General features: G+C 68.3%; 13 protein-coding genes. 6 read left to right on the top strand and 7 right to left on the bottom strand.

What is annotated here, in order from left to right; translation table 11 throughout:
• The first annotated feature begins 187 nt into the window (after nt 1-187).
• The 3 genes from ACEN9G_RS24540 (at nt 188) to ACEN9G_RS24530 (ending at nt 1761) form a co-directional block, all read left to right on the top strand.
• Nucleotides 188-1159, top strand: a complete 972-nt coding sequence (locus ACEN9G_RS24540) for a serine hydrolase (RefSeq protein ID WP_483127106.1) — start codon at nt 188-190, stop codon at nt 1157-1159.
• Nucleotides 1160-1228: 69 nt separating this feature from the next.
• On the top strand, nt 1229-1402 hold the full coding sequence (locus ACEN9G_RS24535; protein ID WP_483127105.1) for a DUF2939 domain-containing protein: 174 nt from the start codon (nt 1229-1231) through the stop codon (nt 1400-1402).
• Nucleotides 1399-1761: a DUF2939 domain-containing protein gene (locus tag ACEN9G_RS24530; RefSeq protein WP_413345010.1), complete on the top strand. Its 363-nt coding sequence runs from the start codon at nt 1399-1401 to the stop codon at nt 1759-1761. The genes ACEN9G_RS24535 and ACEN9G_RS24530 overlap by 4 nt, the downstream gene beginning before the upstream one ends.
• A 4-nt stretch (nt 1762-1765) precedes the next feature.
• Here ACEN9G_RS24530 and motA read toward each other — a convergent pair whose 3' ends face one another.
• Nucleotides 1766-2626, bottom strand: a complete 861-nt coding sequence (gene motA, locus ACEN9G_RS24525; RefSeq protein WP_413345008.1) for a flagellar motor stator protein MotA — start codon at nt 2624-2626, stop codon at nt 1766-1768.
• Nucleotides 2627-2738: 112 nt separating this feature from the next.
• Here motA and ACEN9G_RS24520 point away from each other — a divergent pair, with 112 nt between their 5' ends.
• Nucleotides 2739-3059: a hypothetical protein gene (locus ACEN9G_RS24520; RefSeq protein ID WP_413345006.1), complete on the top strand. Its 321-nt coding sequence runs from the start codon at nt 2739-2741 to the stop codon at nt 3057-3059.
• On the opposite strand, the gene ACEN9G_RS24515 is transcribed toward ACEN9G_RS24520, so the two are convergent.
• The 5 genes from ACEN9G_RS24515 to ACEN9G_RS24495 are packed head-to-tail and all read right to left on the bottom strand — an operon-like array spanning nt 3043 to nt 15342.
• Complete coding sequence (locus ACEN9G_RS24515) at nt 3043-3309, bottom strand: UBP-type zinc finger domain-containing protein (RefSeq protein WP_413345004.1); 267 nt, start codon at nt 3307-3309, stop codon at nt 3043-3045. The two genes, ACEN9G_RS24520 and ACEN9G_RS24515, sit on opposite strands and share 17 nt — an antisense overlap.
• Nucleotides 3310-3318: 9 nt before the next feature.
• Nucleotides 3319-5268: an exodeoxyribonuclease V subunit alpha gene (gene recD / locus ACEN9G_RS24510; protein WP_483127104.1), complete on the bottom strand. Its 1950-nt coding sequence runs from the start codon at nt 5266-5268 to the stop codon at nt 3319-3321.
• Complete coding sequence (recB, locus tag ACEN9G_RS24505) at nt 5258-8908, bottom strand: exodeoxyribonuclease V subunit beta (protein WP_413344004.1); 3651 nt, start codon at nt 8906-8908, stop codon at nt 5258-5260. The genes recD and recB overlap by 11 nt, the downstream gene beginning before the upstream one ends.
• Nucleotides 8905-12306, bottom strand: coding sequence for an exodeoxyribonuclease V subunit gamma (gene recC / locus ACEN9G_RS24500; RefSeq protein WP_483127103.1), 3402 nt, complete (start codon nt 12304-12306; stop codon nt 8905-8907). Before recC ends, recB begins: the two co-directional genes overlap by 4 nt.
• 60 nt (nt 12307-12366) lie before the next feature.
• Nucleotides 12367-15342: a CHASE domain-containing protein gene (locus ACEN9G_RS24495; RefSeq protein WP_483127102.1), complete on the bottom strand. Its 2976-nt coding sequence runs from the start codon at nt 15340-15342 to the stop codon at nt 12367-12369.
• Nucleotides 15343-15429: 87 nt separating this feature from the next.
• Here ACEN9G_RS24495 and ACEN9G_RS24490 point away from each other — a divergent pair, with 87 nt between their 5' ends.
• Together ACEN9G_RS24490 and ACEN9G_RS24485 are read left to right on the top strand one after the other, a co-directional pair.
• Nucleotides 15430-17469, top strand: a complete 2040-nt coding sequence (locus tag ACEN9G_RS24490) for a prolyl oligopeptidase family serine peptidase (RefSeq protein WP_413340170.1) — start codon at nt 15430-15432, stop codon at nt 17467-17469.
• 222 nt (nt 17470-17691) lie between these two features.
• Nucleotides 17692-17910 (top strand): helix-turn-helix domain-containing protein, encoded by a 219-nt coding sequence (locus ACEN9G_RS24485; protein ID WP_219845242.1) that lies wholly within the window; start codon nt 17692-17694, stop codon nt 17908-17910.
• Here the strand turns inward: ACEN9G_RS24485 and ACEN9G_RS24480 are convergent.
• Nucleotides 17885-18616, bottom strand: a complete 732-nt coding sequence (locus ACEN9G_RS24480) for a helix-turn-helix transcriptional regulator (protein ID WP_413340171.1) — start codon at nt 18614-18616, stop codon at nt 17885-17887. The genes ACEN9G_RS24485 and ACEN9G_RS24480 overlap by 26 nt on opposite strands.
• Between the last annotated feature and the right edge of the window lie 245 nt (nt 18617-18861).

Below are 18861 nucleotides of genomic sequence, written 5' to 3'. Positions count from 1 at the left end.
GGCTTTTTTTCTTGTAGAATCTTGCCGTTGGACTCGATATTTCACTGACGGACATAGACATGTGTCAATCTTTGGTGCTATCGTTCAATTTTGTTGCTGCATAGCATGTCGCTATCTGCCAACCCGACGTTTTGATGCTCCGCCGCCGTCCGGCGCCCGACCATTAACCGTACCCAGACAACCATCCATGATCAAAAAATTCCTCGCTGCCGTAGTGATGACGATCTCCAGTGCAGCGGCCTTCGCCGTGCCGTTCGGATCGCAATCGGTGCTGGTGGTCGAAGACGACACCGGCAAGGTGCTGTTCGAAAAGAACGCCAGCACCGTCGCGCCGATCGCTTCGCTGACCAAGCTCATGACCGCCATGGTCGTGCTCGATGCCCACCAGGACATGAACGAGCCGATCGAGATCGAAAAACAGGACGTCGACATGCTGAAGCACAGCTCGTCGCGCGTGCCCGTCGGCGCCACCATTCCGCGCCGTGACGTGCTGCAGCTGGCCCTGATGTCGTCGGACAACCGCGCCGCCGCCGCGCTGGCCCGCACGTACCCGGGCGGCATCGACGCCTTCCGCGCCGCCGTCAAGCGCAAGATCGCCGCGCTGGGCATGACCCAGACGGTCATCGAGGAACCGACGGGCCTCTCGCCGAACAACCGCTCGACCGCCGCCGACCTCGTCAAGATGGCGACCGCGGCATCGAACTATGCGGAGATCACCCGCATCACGACGTCGTCGAAGGACCTGATCAACATCAAGGGCCGCGACGTCGAATACCACAATACCAACCGCCTCGTTGGCGCCAAGGGCTGGGACATCGGCCTGTCGAAGACGGGCTACACGCAGGAAGCGGGCCGCTGCCTGATCATGCGCGTGAAGGCGGCCGGCAAGAACGCGACGATGGTGCTGCTGAACGCGGGCGCCTCGTCCGTCCGCATCCTGGACGCCCTGAACATCCGCCGCCACGTGCTGGGCGACGCCGGCCCCGTGGCCACGCGCGCCGTGGCGACGGCCGACGGGTCCCCGCGCGTGCGCGCTTCCGCACGCGGCCCGCGCATCCGCGCCACGGCCGGCGGTCCGCGCATCCGTGCAACCGCGGGCGGCACCACGCGCCGCAGCCACAAGCACGTGACCGTCACGCGTCACCGCCGCCATCGCTGAGCGGGCGACCGATATCAATACCGAAGGCCGGGCCGGGCGACTGTTCCGGCCTTGTCATTTGCGATGCTCATGAACCGTACCCGAATCCTCGCCGCCGGCGCCGGCGGCGCCCTCCTCGTCGTGGCCGCCACGAGCTTCGCCAGCCCCTGGTGGACACTGAACCGCCTGCGCGCGGCCGTGGAGCGCCATGATGCCGAGGGCGTCTCCGCCCAGGTCGACTTTCCTGCCCGCGCGACAGCGTGAAGAGCCAGTTGCTCGGGTCGATCGCCCGCGACGCGGACACCAATGCCTTCGCCGCGATCGGCCAGGCCTTCGCACGGGCCGTCGCGGATCCGCTCGTGGACGCGATCGTGTCGCCGGCCGGTGTCGCCGCCATGGTCGAACACGGCAAGGTATCGATCGGCAAACCCACCCGGGACGCCGGGACGCCCGCCGCGGAGCCGCCACGGGACAAGCCGCCGCAGCACGAGCCGCATTATGCGCTGCACTACCGCGGCTGGCGCCATTTCGCCGTCACGGCGGACGACGGCGGCAGCTTCGTGTTCCGGCGCGACGGCCTGTGGAGCTGGAAGCTGGCGGGGATCGAGTTGCCGCGCAACTGAGAACTCAGCGCGACTTCAGCTGGCGCACATGGCCTTCCAGTTCGGCGAAGGTCGGGCGCTCCGTGGCCGAGATGACCTTGCGGCCGAATTCCACGGCGATCGTCGGCGCATAGCCGTTCATCGAGGCCAGCAGCGTCACTTTTACACATTGCAGCGCCTTGACGACTTCCTGGTGGCGCCGGTGCAGCAGGCTCCCGAGCGGCGCGACGAGGCCGTACGACAGCAGGATGCCGAGGAACGTCCCCACGAGCGCGGCCGCGATCAAGCCGCCCAGCTCCGCCGGCGGCCGGCCGATGGACCCCATCGTGTGCACGACACCCATCACCGCGGCGACGATGCCGAACGCGGGCATGCCATCGGCCAGCTTGTGGATTGCCTGCACGGGGATGTCGGCGTCTTCCTGGTACGTGGCGATCTCGTTGTCCATCAGGTTTTCCAGCTGGTAGCTGTTCATCGTGCCGGACACCATCAGGCGCAGGTAGTCCGTAATGAATTCCATCAGGTGATCGTCGAGCAGGATGATGCGGTACTTCGTGAAGACGGCGCTTTCGTACGGCGCGTCGATCTCGTTCTCGAGCGCCATCAGCCCTTCCCGGCGCACCTTCGTCAACAGGTCGAACATCAGGGCCATCAGCGCCATGTACAGCTCGCGGGTGTAGCGCGAGCCGTGGAACAGCATCGGCAGGCTCTGCCACGTGAGGCCGATCGCCTTGCGGTCGTTGGCGATGACGAACGCGCCCAGCGCGCCACCGAAGATCATCAAGAGTTCGTAGGGCTGGAACAGCGCGGCAAGGTGCCCGTCCTGCAGCACGAAGCCGCCGAACACGGCCAGCAGCACGATGATGAAACCCGCGACGATCAACATGATAATGCCCCGATAACTATTCCCAGAACGCAACTTTAACATTGTTGCCACTGAGAAAGCAAAGGTTGTGCTGAGAGTTGGTCGATAGGTTGCGATATGGCAGGATGTCGGAATGCCAACGAAATTTGTCGCGTTCTTTCGCAATCTTAATCTGGGCCACCCGCCGGCGCCGACCCGTGCCGTGTTCGAGGCGGCATTTGCGGATGCGGGCGCTGTCGCCGGCGTGGCGCTGCCGTCATCCAACCCGAGGGGCGATGTGCGCGTGGTGAGCTGGCATGACGGGATGCTGCTGTCGCTGACGTACAAGCTCGGCGCCAGTGCCGGCAGTCCGAACGCGTTCGTCGAACGCACGCTGGACGTGCCGGCGACGACCCGGGTGTGGAACACGGTCGTCCGGCTCGTCCGCAAACATGCCGCTACACCGGATCCTTGACGACCCGGTCGACGTAGCACCAGCCCCACGTCTCCCCCGGCTCCTTCGAGCGGATCACCGGGTGGTTCGTCGCATGGAAGTGCTTCGTGGCGTGCTGGTTCTTCGACTGGTCGCAACAGCCGACGTGGCCGCACGTCAGGCACACGCGCAGGTGCACCCACGTGTCGCCCATCCGAAGGCACTCCTCGCAACCGTCGGTATTGCCCTCGCGGGTCACGATGTGATGAAAGTGCGTGCAGTCGTTGCTCATGCCACCTCCTTATTTCTCGATCATTCCCCGCAATCCGCTCGCCCGGTGCGTGCGGCGCAGGATGGCTTCGCCCAGCACGGCCGGCCCCGGCGTCGTCAGGGTGAACTGGCGGCTCGCGCGCGTGATGCCCGTATAGACTAGCTCGCGCGCCAGCACGGCGCCCCCCTCTTTCGGCAGGGCCAGCACCGTGTGCGCGAATTCCGAGCCCTGCGATTTATGGACCGTCATCGCGTACGCCGTCTCCACGTGGCGCAGGCGCGTGGCCAGCACGCTGCGCACGTTGTCGCCTTCCAGGAACCACACGCGCAGCGAACCGGGACGCGCCGGGTCCGGCAGCGCGAGGCCGATGTCGCCGTTGAACGTGCCCGTCGGGTAGTCGTTGCGGGTGACCATGACGGGGCGGCCCACGTACCAGTCGCCGCGCACGATCAGGCCCGCCTGCGCGAGGCGCAGTTCGATGGCCTCGTTCAGGCCTTCGACGCCCCACTCGCCTTCGCGCACGGCGCACAGCACGCGGAACGCTTCGAAGCGCTGCAGCACGGCGCGTACCCAGCCTTCGTGGCTTCCATGGCCTGCACTGCCGGCGCGCAGCAGTTCGAGATACGGGCGATAACCCTCGTTCGCCAGCTGGATCACGTGGTGCTGGTGCGCGTGGTCGATCCAGCGCAGCACGCCGGCCGCGTCGGGTGCGCGCAGCGCGGCGGCCGCGCCGTCGACGTCGCCCGCGTTGACGGCCAGCGCCAGCTTGCCGATCGGGCCGCCGAAGCGGCGGCTGTGGCGCAGCATCACCGTCTGCTGGGCGAGCGGGCCGCCATGGCCTTCATACCCGGCGGGGATCGTCTCGCCGCTCGCGGCCCGCACGTACGCGAGCGTGTCCGCGTCGTAGCGCCCGGCCTGTGCGTCGTGGCACAGGTCGCCCAGCACGGCGCCCGCTTCCACCGACGCCAATTGGTCCTTGTCGCCCAGCAGGATCAAGGTGGCGCCGGCGGGCAGCGCGTCCAGCAGCGACGCCATCATCTCCAGGTGCACCATCGACGCCTCGTCGACGATCAGCACGTCGACGTCGAGCGGATTGCCGCGATGATGCGCGAAGCTGCGCGTGTCCGGACGCGCGCCCAGGAGGCTGTGCAGCGTGCGCGCGGCGCCCATGCGCGTCGTCAGCTCGCGCAGCGGCAAGGCGCCGCCGACGCGGTCGGCCAGGTCGGTCAGCGCCTTGTCGATCGACTGTTTCAGGCGCGCCGCGGCCTTGCCCGTCGGGGCGGCGAGCGCGATGCGCTGGCGCGCGGCGTCCGGCGCCGTCGCGAACAGCAGCGCCAGCAGCCGCGCCACCGTGTACGTTTTACCGGTGCCCGGGCCGCCCGTGATGATGGCGAACGCGCCCCGCAGGGCGACGGCGCAGGCGATGCGCTGCCAGTCGGGCGTCTCGCCCGCACGCTGGGCGCCGAACAGCGCTTCCAGCCACGTGTGCGCCTGGTCGATGTCGACGTCGCGGCGCTCCTGCGCACGCGTGCGCACGCACGTGGCGACCAGCGTCTCGTCGCGCCAGTAGCGGCGCAGGTACAGCCGCGTGTCGTCCAGCACGAGCGGCTGGTCGTAATCGAGATCGCCCACCCGCCACACCTGGTCGCACGTGGCCAGTTGCGACATCCACCCCTTCACGCCGCGCGGCAGCGGTTTCGCGGCCTTCGCCAGCGCCTTCCAATCCTCGTCGGCCCAGCCGAGCAGCGCGGCCGGATCGCCCACCAGGTCGTCCAGCAGCAGGCAGCTGTGACCCCGTCCTTCCAGTTCCGACAGCACGAGGGCCGCCAGCAGCAGCGGCGTCGATTTCGCGCACGCGGCCTCGCCCAGGCTCGCGACGAAGCGCGCGAACACGCCGGACAGGCGGCGCAGTTCGCCCGCCTCCGTCAGGCGCTCCACCTCGGCCCAAAAGGCGCTGGTATCGATGACGTCAGGCTTCATGCGTCTCCTTTCCCAGCAGGCGATCGAGGCCGTCCAGCAGCTCCACGTCCGGCTCGATCAGGTAGCAGCCGTGCGTGGCCGGGTTGCCGATCCCGCGCAGGAACAGGAACACGGCGCCGCCCAGGTGCTCGTGCGGCGAATAGTCGGCGCCGAGGCGCGCGCGCAGCAGGCGGTGCACGGCCAGCATGTAGATGGCGCCCTGGATGTCGTAGCGGTGCCCGGCCATGCCGGCCGCCATCGCGGCCTGCGTGTACGCGGCGTCGCCCGGTCCCAGCGCATTCGATTTGTAGTCCAGCACCCAGTAGCGGCCGTGGCATTCGAACACGAGGTCCGTAAAGCCCTTCAGCATGCCGTGCAGCTGGCGCTCCGGCAGGATCGGACGCGGTGTGTTCCCCAGCATGCGCTGGCGGCACAGGCGGTCGAGCGCGGCGACGTCCAGCTGGCGGCTGGGGAACCAGAATTCCATCTCGGCCAGCGGAGAATCGAGGTCCGCCAGCGCGCAGCCGACGGGCGGCAGCGGCGTGACGGCGACCATGCGCAGCCAGGCCAGCGCATCGTCGACGCGGTTGCCCCAGCCGGCGCGCTGGATGCGCTGCGCGAGGCGGACGCGGAACTCTTCATCGTCGACCCGGCCGAAGCCTTCCCTGGCCATCCATTCCAGCTGCTCGTGCAGGAAGTTACCGGGGCCGGCGCCGCGCGGGAAGCGGTGCCACGGCGCGTCCTCGCTGTGCGTGACGGGCACGACGCCCGGGTCGTCTTCCTCCAGCAAATTCTCTTCCTGCGGCCGCGTGGGCGGCGCGACGGCCACCGTGTTTTTCGTCAGCGACGTGAAGGAGCCCACGGCCCAGTTGCGTTCGAAGCGCGCCTCGAACCGGGGCGGCTCGACGAGCTCCGGCCGCACGTCCTGCCTTGCCAGCCGCGTACAGCCGTCCGGGCTCGCCAGCGCATGGAGTTCGATGCCGTCGACGTCGCCGCGCAAGTGTTCCCAGCGCTCGCGCACGGCGGTCGCGGGCACGGGTGCGCCGCCCGTCAGCAGATAGCCCAGCGCCGATTCGTGCAGCTGGTTCTCGCCCTTCCTGCGCGCCGCGACGGCGGCGACACCCAGCCACAGGAAATGGCGCGCCCGCGTCAGCGCGACGTACAGCAGGCGCAGGTCTTCTTCCAGGCGCGCGCGGTCGACGGCTTCCATCGCCGCGTCGGACAGCGCCAGGTCGATGCGGCGCTCGCCATCGTCTTCCACGTATTCGAAGAATGCGCGGTTGCGGCGGTCCGTCTTGCGCGCGGTGACGGCGAACGGCAGGTACACGAGCGGATATTCCAGGCCCTTCGATTTGTGCACCGTGACGACTTTCACCAGTTCCGCATCCGACTCCAGCCGCAGCACTCTTTCGTCGCCGCCCTCGCCCACGCCTTCCACCTGTTCGGCGAACCAGCGGATCAGCGCCTGTTCGCCATCCAGTTCGCGGCTCGCTTCCTGCAGCAGTTCCGCGAGGTGCAGCAAATTCGTCAGGCGCCGCTCGCCGCCCGGCGCCGCCAGCAGCTTGGCGGGCAGGCCCAGTTCGTGGATGAAGCGGCGCAGCATCGCCAGCACGCCTTGCCGCTGCCACGCCTGGTGCAGCGATTTCAGTTGTTCGACGCGGACTTCCCACGCCAGTTCGTCGCTCGCGAGCTGCGCCAGTTCCGCCAGCGGCAGCGCGCACGTCGCAGTCGCGAACGCGGCGCGCGCGAGCGTGACGTCGAGCGGATTCGCCACCGCCTGCAACCAGCGCAGCACGTCGCGCGCTTCAATGCTTTCGACGACGGAATCCTGGTCGGACAGGTACACGCTCGCGACCTTGCGCTGCACGAGCGCGCGCCGGACGGCCGCCGCCTCGCGCCGGTCGCGCACGAGGATCGCGATATCGGCCGGCATCAGGCGGGCAAACCGCCCGGCATCGTCCGCGAAGCCGACGCGCGGATCGTTCAGCAGCCGGACGATGTGTTCGGCGCAGTGCTGCGCGAAGAATTCGCGGTAGTCATCCGCGCGCAGGTCCTCGACCTCCGCCACGCCGACCGCCAGCGCCTGGAACGGGCCGTCGACGCCGACCAGCTGCTGCTTGCGGCCCGCCGCGTCGACGGCGTCGAACGGCAGCGGATTTTCCTCCCCCTTGCGGAAGCGGAAGGCGCCCGCCGCGTAATTCCCTTCCGCGTGGCGGAACAGCTGGTTGACGGCGGCGACGAGCTGGCGCGTCGACCGGTAGTTCGTGCCCAGCTGGTAGTGGCGGCCGTGCGTGGCGCGGCGCGCCGAAAGATAGCTGTGGATGTCGGCGCCGCGGAAGCCGTAGATCGACTGCTTAGGATCGCCGATGAGGAACAGGCCGCGCGCCGGATCGTTGTCGGCCACGCGGTACAGCAGGTCGAAGATGCGGTACTGGTCGGGCGACGTGTCCTGGAATTCATCGACCATCGCCACCGGATACTGGTCGAGGATGCGGCGGCGTAGCGCTTCGCCGTTCGGTCCCTCCAGCGCATCCTTCAGGCGCGCCAGCATGTCGGCGAAACCGAACTGGCGGTTGCGGCGCTTCAGCTCCGCCATGCGGTGCGCGATGGCGCAGGCGGCGTGGCGCAGCAGCGCGTGCGACACGGGGGCGATGGCGTCGAGCCCCTCTTTCAACGCCTTGGTGTGCTCGAAGCACTCGGGGATCGGCGCGCTGTAATCCTTGCTGAACGCGTCGAGGATGCCGTCGGGTGTCAGGCGGGTCCACGATGCGTCGGTGAGTTGCGGATAGTGGGCTTGCGGGTCATCCGCCCAGCCGCGCAGCGCATCGAACGCTTTCGCCAGCGAATCCGGTCGCATCTTGTTGCCGTTGAACGCCTTCGGATTCACGCTGCGCTGCGCCGCGATCCATGACTCCATCGCATCGGCGCGCGCCTGCCAGCCGTCCTTCAGCCGCTTCAACGCATCGCGCTGCTCGCGTTCCGCCTCGGCGATGACGGCGCCCAGCGGCCGCTCGCCCAGGTTGCCGATGCGGTCGTCGATGCGGCCCGCGCGCTGCACCAGCTCGCGCACGGTCCGTTTCAGCGCGTCGACGTCGCTCCAGCAGGACAGGAGGCTCGTCAGCGCCGCGCCGGACAGCGGGTACACGTGCTGGCGCCAGTAGTCGTGCGCGGCATCCTCGAACAGCGCGCGCTCGTCGCTGACGAGCTCTTCGTCGAACAGGCTGCCGCTGTCGAACGCGTGCTCGCGCAGCATGCGCTGGCACCACGCGTCGATCGTGAAGATCGCCGCCTCGTCCATCGTCTCGGCCGCGAGCACCAGCCGGTGCGCGGCCACGAGCCGGGATGCCTCGTCGTCGTACGCGTCGGCCAGCGCTTCCAGATAGGGATCGTCCGGCTCGATCTCGCCGCGGAAGCACGCCGCCGCCTGCACGAGGCGCTCGCGCACGCGGTTCGACAGCTCGCGCGTGGCGGCGCGCGTAAAAGTCATGACGAGGATCTCGGGCGGCATCAGCGGACGGGCAAAACCGTCGTCGCCGCCGTGGCCCAGCACCAGGCGCAGGTACAGCGCGGCGATGGTCCACGTTTTACCCGTACCGGCGCTGGCCTCGATGAGGCGCGAACCGTGCAGCGGGAAGCCCAGGGCGTCGAGCAGCTGGCTCATTGCTCGCCTCCGTCGAAGCGGGTCACGGTCACGCCGTCCTTCAGCCACGCGACCAACGGGCCGTACAACGCTTCGGCCACGAGCGGCCAGCCGCCGGCCGCGCGCAGCAGCGCGAATTCCGGCCACAGGCGCGCGAGGCACGGGTCGGTGACTTCGCCGTCGATCTCGAAGCCGCCGTCATACGTCTCGCGCGCATCGCCGCCGGAGAAGTGCGCGAGCGCCGTCTTGCACGCGACGGGCAGCGGCCGGTCGAGATTGGCGCGCCACAGCGCCACCAGCGTCTCCAGTTGCGCGAGCGCCTGGCCACGTTCCAGCGGCGCCATCGCGAGGCTCGCGTCGCGCGCGACGAGCACGCCGCCCACGCGCTCGCCCATCGCGGCGGCGGCCAGCTGGCGCAGCCACGGGCCGATCAGTTTGTCGCCGCGCGGCTCGCCCTTGCGGTCCAGCACCTTGGACGAGATCTGCAGCAGCCACACGGTGTCCTCGTCGTTGCTGCGCAGCCGGTCGATCCAGTCGTCGACGCGCAGGCCGCCCGCCTCCACGCCAACGACCAGTTTCGGCGCCGGCTTCGGATAGCGCGCGCCCTGCGCGAGCCAGGCGCGGCGCACGGGCACGAGGTCGTCGACGAGCTGCTGCTGCCATTGCCGGCCCACGAGGCCGATCGGCAGGACGCCTTCGCGCGCGAGCCGCGCGGCGCGCGTCTCCAGCACCTGGCGCACCTCGTGCGGTGCTTCCGGCGTGCCGCTGTCGTCCAGCAGCGTGTCTTCCAGGAAGTAGCGGTCGAGCGCATCGAGCGAGAACGGTTCCTCGTCCTCGCCAACGACTTCCAGGTCCGCGAACGTCACGCCGAGGCGGCGGCGGAAAAAGTAGCGCGCGGGCTGGCGCAGGAAGCTCGCCAGCTCGCCCAGCGTGAGCCGGTAGTCGGCATCCAGTTCGAACGGCGGCAGCACGTCGTCGCCGACACCGGAAGCGTCGGCACCGTGCGCCGACCGCCACTCGCCCGCATACGTCAGCAGGCCGCCGCGCTCGAAGTAGCGGCGCGAGAACGGCTGCAGCGCGTGCACCGTCGTGCGCTCGGCCAGGTCGAGGTCCCAACCGGCGGCGAGATAATCGCGCAGCTGCGACACGAGCACGGACGCCGGCTGCTCCGTGTTGTCGCGCACGTTGCGGCCGACCCAGCTCACGTACAGTTTGTCGCGCGCGGCCAGCACCGCTTCCAGCATCAGGTAGCGGTCGTCGTCGCGGCGCGAGCGGTCGCCCGGGCGGCCCAAGCCCGGCAGCGCCAGCAGGTCGAAGTCGGACTGGTGGCCGCGGCGCGGGAAATCGCCATCGTTCATGCCGAGCAGGCAGACGACGCGGAACGGCACGGCGCGCATCGGCATCAGCGTGCAGAACGTGACGCCGCCGGACACGAACTGGTGCGACAGCGCCGGCTGGTCCAGCTGGCCGAGCCACGCTTCGCGCAGGACTGCCAGCGGCACGGGTTCGTCGAACAGCGCGTTCTCGCAGATCTCCAGCCAGCATTGCAGCGCTTCTTCCAGCTGGTGCAGCATCAGGCGGTCTTCCTCGTTCGTCGCGCGGAAGAACCTGGCCAGCAGCGCGCGGGCGCAATCGCCCCACTCCATCGGCGTCTGGACGCGGTCGAGGTCTTCGCGCCACGCGAGCAGCGCTTCGACCAGTTCCGCCAGCGAGCCCGCCAGCGCGGCATCGAGGCCGCCCACTTCCGGATACGGCTCGATGTCGCGGAAGCTCGCGCCGTGGCCGGTCGCATAGCCGAGCAGCATGCGCCGTACGCCGAACAGCCAGGAATTCTGTTCGCCGGCCGAGCCGAGGCCGAGTCCCGCGCGGTGGCGCTGGTCCAGGCCCCAGCGCACGCTGGCGCCTTCGATCCAGTGCCCGAGGATGGGCAGGTCGGCTTCCTCCAGGCCGAAGCGGGCGGCCAGCGCGGGCACGTCGAGCAGGTCGCGCACCTCGCTCTGGCGGCAGCGCTGCTGCGGCAGGCGGAGCAGCCATTCCAGCGCCACGAGCAGCGGATTCACGCTGCGGTCCTTCACGTCCCCGATCTCGAACGGGATGTAGCGCGGATCGCTGCGCTTGTGCTGGTCGAACACGGCGTGGACGGCGGCCGAGAAGGTCTCGATGTCCGGCACCATCACGACGACGTCGCGCGGGCGCAAGGCGCCTCTCTCGTTACCTTCCCGCTCTTCCGCGAACCACGACAGCAGCTGGTCGTGCAGCACTTCGACTTCGCGCTGGGCGCTGTGCGCGATGTGGAATTCGATCGACCGGTCTTCCGCCGGCGGCGGCGTGTGCGGATGCTCCGAGAGCGGCAGCAGGTCGCGCACGGCGGCCTGCACCTGGCCCAGCAAGGTCTCGCCGTCTTCGTCGGAGAACAGGTCGATGCGCAGGTTGCCGAATTGCGCGCCCTCGCCATTGTCGAATTCGTCGAGCATGCGCACGAAATCGCGGCCCTGCCGTCCCCAGCTCGCGAGCAGCGGATGGCTGTGCGCGTGCAGCTGCTCGACGGGGATCTCGGACAGGTCGCTGCCGTTGCGGTGCTGTTGCCGTTTATAGGCCGCGCGCAGCAGTTCGCGGCCTTCGATGATGTCGCCCCAGTAGAACCGGCACGGGTTCGGCACCGCGATCAGCACCTGCGTGTGGCGCGACAGGCCCGCCATCGCCTGGATCGTCTGGTACGGCAGGGTCGACATGCCGAACAGGATCACGCGGCGCGGCAGGCGCAGCACGGGTTCGCGGTCTTCCGTCACCGCCGCCATGAATTGCTGGTGGATCGTCGCGCGGCCGGACCAGCGGCGCTCTGGCGGCAGGCTCGCGTGGATCTCGCGCCAGAGCTGCGCCTGCCAGCACTGGTCCGGTGTCAGCGGGATCGGCTCGCCGCCGGGGCGGCGCAGCTGGTCGCGGTCTTCGGCCCAATCCGTGAGCCAGTCGGCGCGGTAGACCTGGTACTGGTCGTACAGGTCGGCGAGACGCTCGGCCAGCTGCAGGCGGCGCTCGGCGTCGCCGTCGGAGAGGAAATGGCGCAGCGGTTCGAATTTATCCTTTTCCAGCAGCTCGGGCAGCAGGCGCATGAGGCGCCACGTGAGCGCATCCTTGTCGAACGGCGAACGGCGCGGCACCCGTTCCGGCCCCAGCATGCCGCGGTAGGCTTCCCACTGGAAGCGGGCCGGCAGCGCCACGCGCGTGGCCGCGCACACGCCCAGCTCCTCCGCCAGGGCGATCTTGAGCCACTCGGCGACGCCGTTCGACTGGACGAGCATGATCTCTTCTTCCAGCGGACCGAGCGGATTGTCGCGCAGCCAGTCGAAGACGGCGGCGCGCAACAGCTCCATCTGGTTGCCGTGCAGGATGAGGAGGCCGGGGCGGATCGGGGATGGCATGACGGGACGTGGCGAAGAGACTCGCGCAGCATACTACTTCCGGGGCTCCGGCGGTAGAGCTCAGGCCCGGTGATCCTGCCGGCGCGCGCCCAGTTCGGCGAGGATGTGGCGTTCGAGCCGCGGCAGCAGGCCGCGCAGCCGGGCCGCCAGCGTGCGGGCCTGGCCCAGCGCGGCCGGCTCGACCTGGCGTTCCAGATCGGCGCACAGGTCGCCGCAGACGTTGGCGAAATTCAGCGCCCCGACCGTGCGCGCCGCCGATTTGAGGCGGTGCGCCACGGCCGCCGCCCGGGCCGGCTCCTGCGCCACCAGCGCGCGGTCGATCTCGTGCATGCCGTCGCGGGCCGTGTCCAGGAACAGGAACGCGTATTTGCGCATGCACTCCGGCTGGCCGCCGAACGCATCGGACAGCACGCCCAGGTCGAGCAGCGTGACCACCCTCGGGGCATCCGGGACGTCCGGCAGCTGTACGCCGCGGCCGAGCGCACGCGCGATCGTCGCAATCAGCATCTCGGGCGCCGCCGGCTTCGTCAGGAATTCATCCATGCCGGCCGCCAGGCAGCGGGCCTGGTCCTCGATCCCGGCATTCGCCGTCATCGCGATCACTTTCAGGCCGGCCAGCCGGGCATCCGCGCGGATGCGGCGCGTGGCCTCGCAGCCGTCCATCACGGGCATCTGCACGTCCATCAGGACGCAGTCGACAGGCCCTTCCGCCAGCCGGTCCAACGCCTGGGCGCCATCGTCCGCGACGACGACGCGCGCGCCGGCATCCTCCAGCAGCTCGCGCGCCACCAGCTGGTTGAACGCATTGTCCTCGACGAGCAGGACCGTGCAGCCGGCCAGAACCCCCGGTTCCGACGGCGGCGCCGGCGCCGCGGGACGCGGGGCCGTCAACGGCTGCAGGCGCGCCGTGAACCAGAACGTGCTGCCCTGCCCCGGTACGCTCGTCGCGCCGACCTCGCCGCCCATCAACTCCGCCAGCTGCTTGCTGATGACGAGGCCCAGGCCCGTGCCGCCGTGCACGCGCGTCGACGACGGGTCGGCCTGGTGGAACGGCGTGAACAGCTGCGCCAGGTCGTCCGCCGCGATGCCGATGCCGTGATCCTCGACCTCGAAGCGCACGAGCACGTCGCCCCCCACCGTCCGTTCGACGCGGGCCCGCACCTGGATGGTGCCGTGATCGGAAAACTTGATGGCGTTGCCGACAAAATTCAGCAGCACCTGTTCCAGCCGCAGCGGATCGCCGCGGACGGGCCACTTCAGCTCGGGCGCCACGTCGAACACGAGTTCGAGGCCGCGCGCCGACGCCTGCGCGCCCAACTGGCTCTCGACGTTGCGCTTCAGCGCGTCGAACGTGAAGTCGCGCAGTTCCAGCTCGACCTTGCCGGCCTCGATCTTGGAAAAGTCGAGGATGTGGTTGATGATGCCCAGCAGGTGCTGCGCCGAATGCTGGATCTTGCCCAGGTAGTCGCGCTGCTTCGGGTCTTCCGCGCGCTTCCCGGCCAGGTAGGCCATGCCGATGATGCTGTTCATCGGCGTGCGGATCTCGTGGCTCATGTTGGACAGGAAGTCGCTCTTGGCGCGGCTCGCCGCGTCGGCCTGCGCCTTCAGCGCGTGCAGTTCCGTCACGTCCGTCGACACGCACAGCACCGCCCCGGCGTCGCCATCGCCGGCGAAGCGCACGGGCACCTTCACGCTCCACAACTGGCGCGGGACGCCGTCGCTGCCGGCAAAGGCGTTCTGCACCGCGCGCTTTTCGCCCAGTTCCAGCACGGGCCGGTCCAGCGCCCACAGCGCGTCGGCCTGCGCGGGCGGCATCACCTCGCGGTCGCGCCGTCCCACGATCTCGTGCGCCGGCAGGCCGCAGGCGGCGGCCATCTTCGCGTTGACGTAGCGGTAGCGGCGGTCGCGGTCCTTCAGGTAGACGTAGGCGTCGACGTTGTCCAGCACGAGGTCGAGCAGCCGGCGCTGGTCCACGGCCGTCTTGCGCGAGCGGGCCAGGTTCAGGAACAGCGCAAACGCGAGGAGTGTCGCGCCAAAGCCGCCCGCGCCGGCCAGCCAGGGGAAGACGCGGCCGAAACCGTCGACGAGGTCGGCGCGGCGGGCGACGAAGCGGGCCTTCCACAGGTTGTCGTCGAAGCGCACGGGCAGCACGGTTTCCATCAGGTCGCCGGCATTCTTCAGCGCCGCACCGGCGCCGTCGTACAGCAGGTTGTCCGCCTCGTTGACGTGCAGCGGGCCGGCCGCCCGGCTGTCGGCGGCGGCATACAGCTGCAGCGCGACCGGCTGGTCGCCGCCCGGCAGCGCGCCGCGCACGAGGGCCGGCACGGAAAAGCCGATGCCGACGGAGCCCGCATACGCGGCGCGCCGGCCTGCGACGTCGGGCGGCACGGCGCCGTCCGTGCGGTAGACGGGCATGCGCAGGCCCAGGCCGAGATGGCGCACGGGGTGCTCCACGACGATGGGCTTGCCGGATGCCGTCATGCGGCCGCTGTCGCGCGCCCGCTCGAGCGCCTGCGCGACCGCGGGCGCGCCGCCCGCCAGGTCCGCACCGGCCTTTTCCGCCAGCCAAGGCTCCAGGTAAGTCAGCACGGTGTGCGCGGGACGCCGCACGGCGGGCCGGATCGTGAAGCCGGGATAGCCGGCCGGGTCGAGGCTGCGGTCCGCGCGCACGCCCGCGACGAACGCATCGCGCGCGCCCGCCTCCACGTACGCCGCGTAGTTGACCGATTCGAGCGCCGGATAGTGCTCGGCCACGCCCAGCGCCTGGACGTAACGGTGGAATTCCAGCCGCGTGACGGCGCCGCTTGCCTGGAACAGGCCGGCCAGGCCCCGCACGACGTCCGCATACGAATGCACGGCGCCGGCCAGTTGCTGGCGGCCGGTGCGCGCCAGGTGGTCGAAGCGGGCCTGCGTCTCGATGTCGACCGTGTGCGCCGCGCCCAGGTACAGCCCGGCGCCGGCCAGCAGGGCCAATGCGACCCCGCCGGCCCAAAGCGCGGCCGTCTTTCCCGTGTTGCGCGTCGTGATGTCACCCATGGCTTAATTGCCGTACGGAAATTTTTAGATGTTTGCTAGTATGTCCGAATCAGGCCGAAATGGCGAGCTCAACAATAAGGAATGCATATGCGTGAAGCGGATAATGGACATCTCGACCCCTGGTTGTGGCTGGAAGACGTCGATTCCGACCGCGCGCTCGGCTGGGTGGCCGAACGCAACGCGGAGACGGAGCGCGAACTCACCGCCCTTCCCGGCTACGCGGCCTTGCGCACGCGGCTGAAGACGATCCTCGATTCGCGCGACCGCATCCCCTACGCCGGCCACCACGCCGGCCGCTTCTACAACTTCTGGCGCGACGCCGACCACGAACGCGGGATCTGGCGCCGCACGACGCTGGACGAGTACCGCAAGCCGGCGCCCGCCTGGGAAACGGTGCTGGACCTGGACGTCCTCGCCCGCCTTGAAAGCGAGAACTGGGTGTGGGCGGGCGTGACCTTCCTGGAGCCGCACGGCACGCGCTGCCTCGTCTCGCTGTCGCGCGGCGGCGGCGATGCCCACGTCGTGCGCGAATTCGACGTGGCGACGCTGTCCTTCGTCGACGGCGGCTTCACCTTGCCGGAAGCGAAGTCGAGCGTCGGCTGGGTCGACGCGGACACGCTGTTCGTCGCCACCGACTTCGGCCCCGACTCAATGACCGAATCCGGCTACCCGCGCATCGTCAAGGCGTGGAAGCGCGGCACGTCGCTCAGTGAGGCCACGCTCGTCTACGCAGCGCGGGAAGACGATTTGTCCGTCTCCGCCTGGCACGACCCGACCCCGGGCCACGAGCGCCAGTTCGTGCTGCGCCAGATCGATTTCTACAGCAGCGAGCTGTTCATGCGCGATCCCGCGAGCGGCCAGCTTGAGCCCATCGACAAACCGCTGGACGCGAACGCGTTCGCGCTGCGCGACCAGTTCATCGTCGAACTGCGCTCGGACTGGACGCTTGGGGACCGCACGTGGCCGCAGGGCGCCCTGCTCGCCATCGGGTTCGACCGTTTCCTCGCAGGAAGCCGCGATTTCGACGTGCTGTTCGAACCCACGCCGACGACGTCGCTGGACGGCATCGCGGCCACGCCAGGAGCACTTTTCCTCACGATCCTCGACAACGTCAAGAACCGGATCATCGAATGGCAGCACGTGGATGGCCACTGGCAACGCCGCGACGTCGACGCACCCGGCATGGGCGCGCTGCACGTCTCCGCCGTCGACGAGTACGACTCGGACCAGGCGTTTCTCACCGTGACCGACTTCCTCACGCCGAGCAGCCTGTACCTGATCGAGGCCGGCCGCGACGGGCGCGAACTATTGAAGTCGATGCCGGCGTTCTTCGATGCGTCGCCATATGCCGTCAGCCAGTTCACGGCGGAGTCGCCGGACGGCACGCACGTCCCGTATTTCGTCGTGATGCGCAAGGACGCGCCGCTGGACGGCACGCATCCGACCCTGCTGTACGGCTACGGCGGCTTCGAAGTGTCGCTGACGCCGTTCTACAGCGGCACGACGGGCGAGGCATGGCTGGCGCAGGGCGGCGCATATGTCCTCGCGAACATCCGCGGCGGCGGCGAGTTCGGGCCGCGCTGGCACCAGGCGGCGCTGAAGGAAAACCGGCAAAAGGCGTTCGACGATTTCCTCGCGGTCGCCGGGGACGTCATCCGGCGCGGCATCACGACCCCGCCCCACCTGGGCATCATGGGTGGCAGCAATGGCGGATTGCTCGTGGGCGCGGCCCTGACGCAGCGGCCGGACCTGTTCGGCGCCGTCGCCTGCCAGGTGCCGCTGCTGGACATGCGCCGCTATCACGAGCTGCTGGCCGGCGCGTCGTGGATCGGCGAGTACGGCGACCCCGACGATCCCGACGAATGGGACTACATTGCCCGCTACTCGCCGTACCACAACGTCTCGCCGGACAAGCAGTATCCGCGCGTGCTGTTCACGACGTCCACCCGCGACGACCGCGTCCACCCGGGCCACGCGCGCAAGATGGCGGCGCGGATGCGCGACCAGGGGCACGACGTCCTGTACTGGGAAAACACGGAGGGCGGCCATGCCGGCGCGGCGAACAACGAGCAGACGGCGACGATGTGGGCGCTGACCTATGCTTTTCTTTTGAGGAAACTCAAGTAATTGCACTCAGAAAACGCTGGACGTGACCTATTTCGGTGGTAACCATCAGTTAGCAAGCTAACGCAACCGGCACATTCGATAAGAAACTAGCAGGGTTGCTAGGACGCTAAATGAATGTTGCATGGAATACTTGTTTCTCACACATCTTTCCATGGAGGAGCGGCGATGGCTAATGATTTCGTTACCGAAGCAAGCCTGCGGGAACCGTCGGCAGGCAACCTGATGATGAAAACGCCCGCATCCCTGGCGCCCTCCATCAGCGATCTGAAAAAATACCGGATAAGCAAGCGCGAGAGCCAGGAGAAATTCTGGGGCCGATTTGGCGTCACGCAATCCAGCGGCAGCCGCTTCGAAACGGGCCTGGCCATTCCGGCCCCGGTCGCGTTGCTGTTGAAACTCTATGTCAACGGCAAGCTCAACGATGGTGATCTTCTGGGGTAATCAACCCCAGCGAGATGGCCCTCACGACCGCCTGTTGCCGGGTGTTGACGTTGAACTTCTGGCGAATATTGCCCATATGGAAGTTCACCGTCGCCTCGGAACAGCCGGTGATTTTTGAAATTTCCCACGACGATTTGCCCACCATGACCCAGTTGAGCACCTCCAGCTCGCGCGGGGTCAGGCGCGGCGCCGCCTCCTGCACAGGCGGCGGACAGAAACGCACGCCCGACGCGTACGCATAATCCCGCACCAGCGCCAGATCGGGCAGCATGCTCGTGACGTCGCGCAGGAACGCATTATCCGCCGCCGTGTCGACGGCAAAACTCAGCAGGCCAAACTCCCCGTTCGGACCATGGATCGGAAACGTCACGCCGGCGCGGATGCCGTACGTGCACGCTTCTTCATACAGCGCGCGCTGGGCCGGGCTGCGGAAGATTTCCGGCTGCCAGATCAACGGCAAGGTGGTGGCGAGGCAATGGCTGACGACGGGATCGACATAGGCGAACCGCTCGGCGTCATAGCGTTCGCGCCATTTTGTCGGGTAATTGCTCTGTATAAATGCGTTCTCGAGCCGCGCGTGGCGCGAGCCCGACATGCCGAACAAGACCTTCTCGAATCCATAGTGGCGGCCGAGGGCGAACAGCGCTTCGCCCCAACTGGACGCGGTGTCGGTATGTAACAACTCGTCTAAATCGACGGTCTTCATGGATGCCTCGCGCTGTTTGAATGGGGTGTAATGACACCCCGCTATGCTAGTTGAGTTGTAACCAAAAAGCACGAAAAATTGGTCTTTTATTCATTATGGCAGAGCCATGACATTGGATCAGTTGTCGTTCCGATACATGTTGAACAACGCCCTCCATCGAATCGTGCGCCAGTCTTTACGACTTTCGAATATCCTCGCGCGAATTGTCCATTTAAAATTTCAAAAATGCAAGTTTATGGTGGATT

This window comes from Massilia sp. Masssp94 (genome assembly GCF_059491305.1).
Note: the sequence above shows the minus strand (reverse complement) of the source record. Positions and strands in the feature narration are given on the sequence as shown.

Bases quoted from the DNA above. Each gene is read 5' to 3' on its own strand.
- ACEN9G_RS24540 (WP_483127106.1), top strand. From the start codon at position 188: ATGATCAAAAAATTCCTCGCTGCCGTAGTGATGACGATCTCCAGTGCA.
- ACEN9G_RS24535 (WP_483127105.1), top strand. From the start codon at position 1,229: ATGAACCGTACCCGAATCCTCGCCGCCGGCGCCGGCGGCGCCCTCCTC.
- motA (WP_413345008.1), bottom strand. From the start codon at position 2,626: ATGTTGATCGTCGCGGGTTTCATCATCGTGCTGCTGGCCGTGTTCGGC.
- ACEN9G_RS24520 (WP_413345006.1), top strand. From the start codon at position 2,739: ATGCCAACGAAATTTGTCGCGTTCTTTCGCAATCTTAATCTGGGCCAC.
- ACEN9G_RS24515 (WP_413345004.1), bottom strand. From the start codon at position 3,309: ATGAGCAACGACTGCACGCACTTTCATCACATCGTGACCCGCGAGGGC.
- recD (WP_483127104.1), bottom strand. From the start codon at position 5,268: ATGAAGCCTGACGTCATCGATACCAGCGCCTTTTGGGCCGAGGTGGAG.
- recB (WP_413344004.1), bottom strand. From the start codon at position 8,908: ATGAGCCAGCTGCTCGACGCCCTGGGCTTCCCGCTGCACGGTTCGCGC.
- recC (WP_483127103.1), bottom strand. From the start codon at position 12,306: ATGCCATCCCCGATCCGCCCCGGCCTCCTCATCCTGCACGGCAACCAG.
- ACEN9G_RS24495 (WP_483127102.1), bottom strand. From the start codon at position 15,342: ATGGGTGACATCACGACGCGCAACACGGGAAAGACGGCCGCGCTTTGG.
- ACEN9G_RS24490 (WP_413340170.1), top strand. From the start codon at position 15,430: ATGCGTGAAGCGGATAATGGACATCTCGACCCCTGGTTGTGGCTGGAA.
- ACEN9G_RS24485 (WP_219845242.1), top strand. From the start codon at position 17,692: ATGATGAAAACGCCCGCATCCCTGGCGCCCTCCATCAGCGATCTGAAA.
- ACEN9G_RS24480 (WP_413340171.1), bottom strand. From the start codon at position 18,616: ATGAAGACCGTCGATTTAGACGAGTTGTTACATACCGACACCGCGTCC.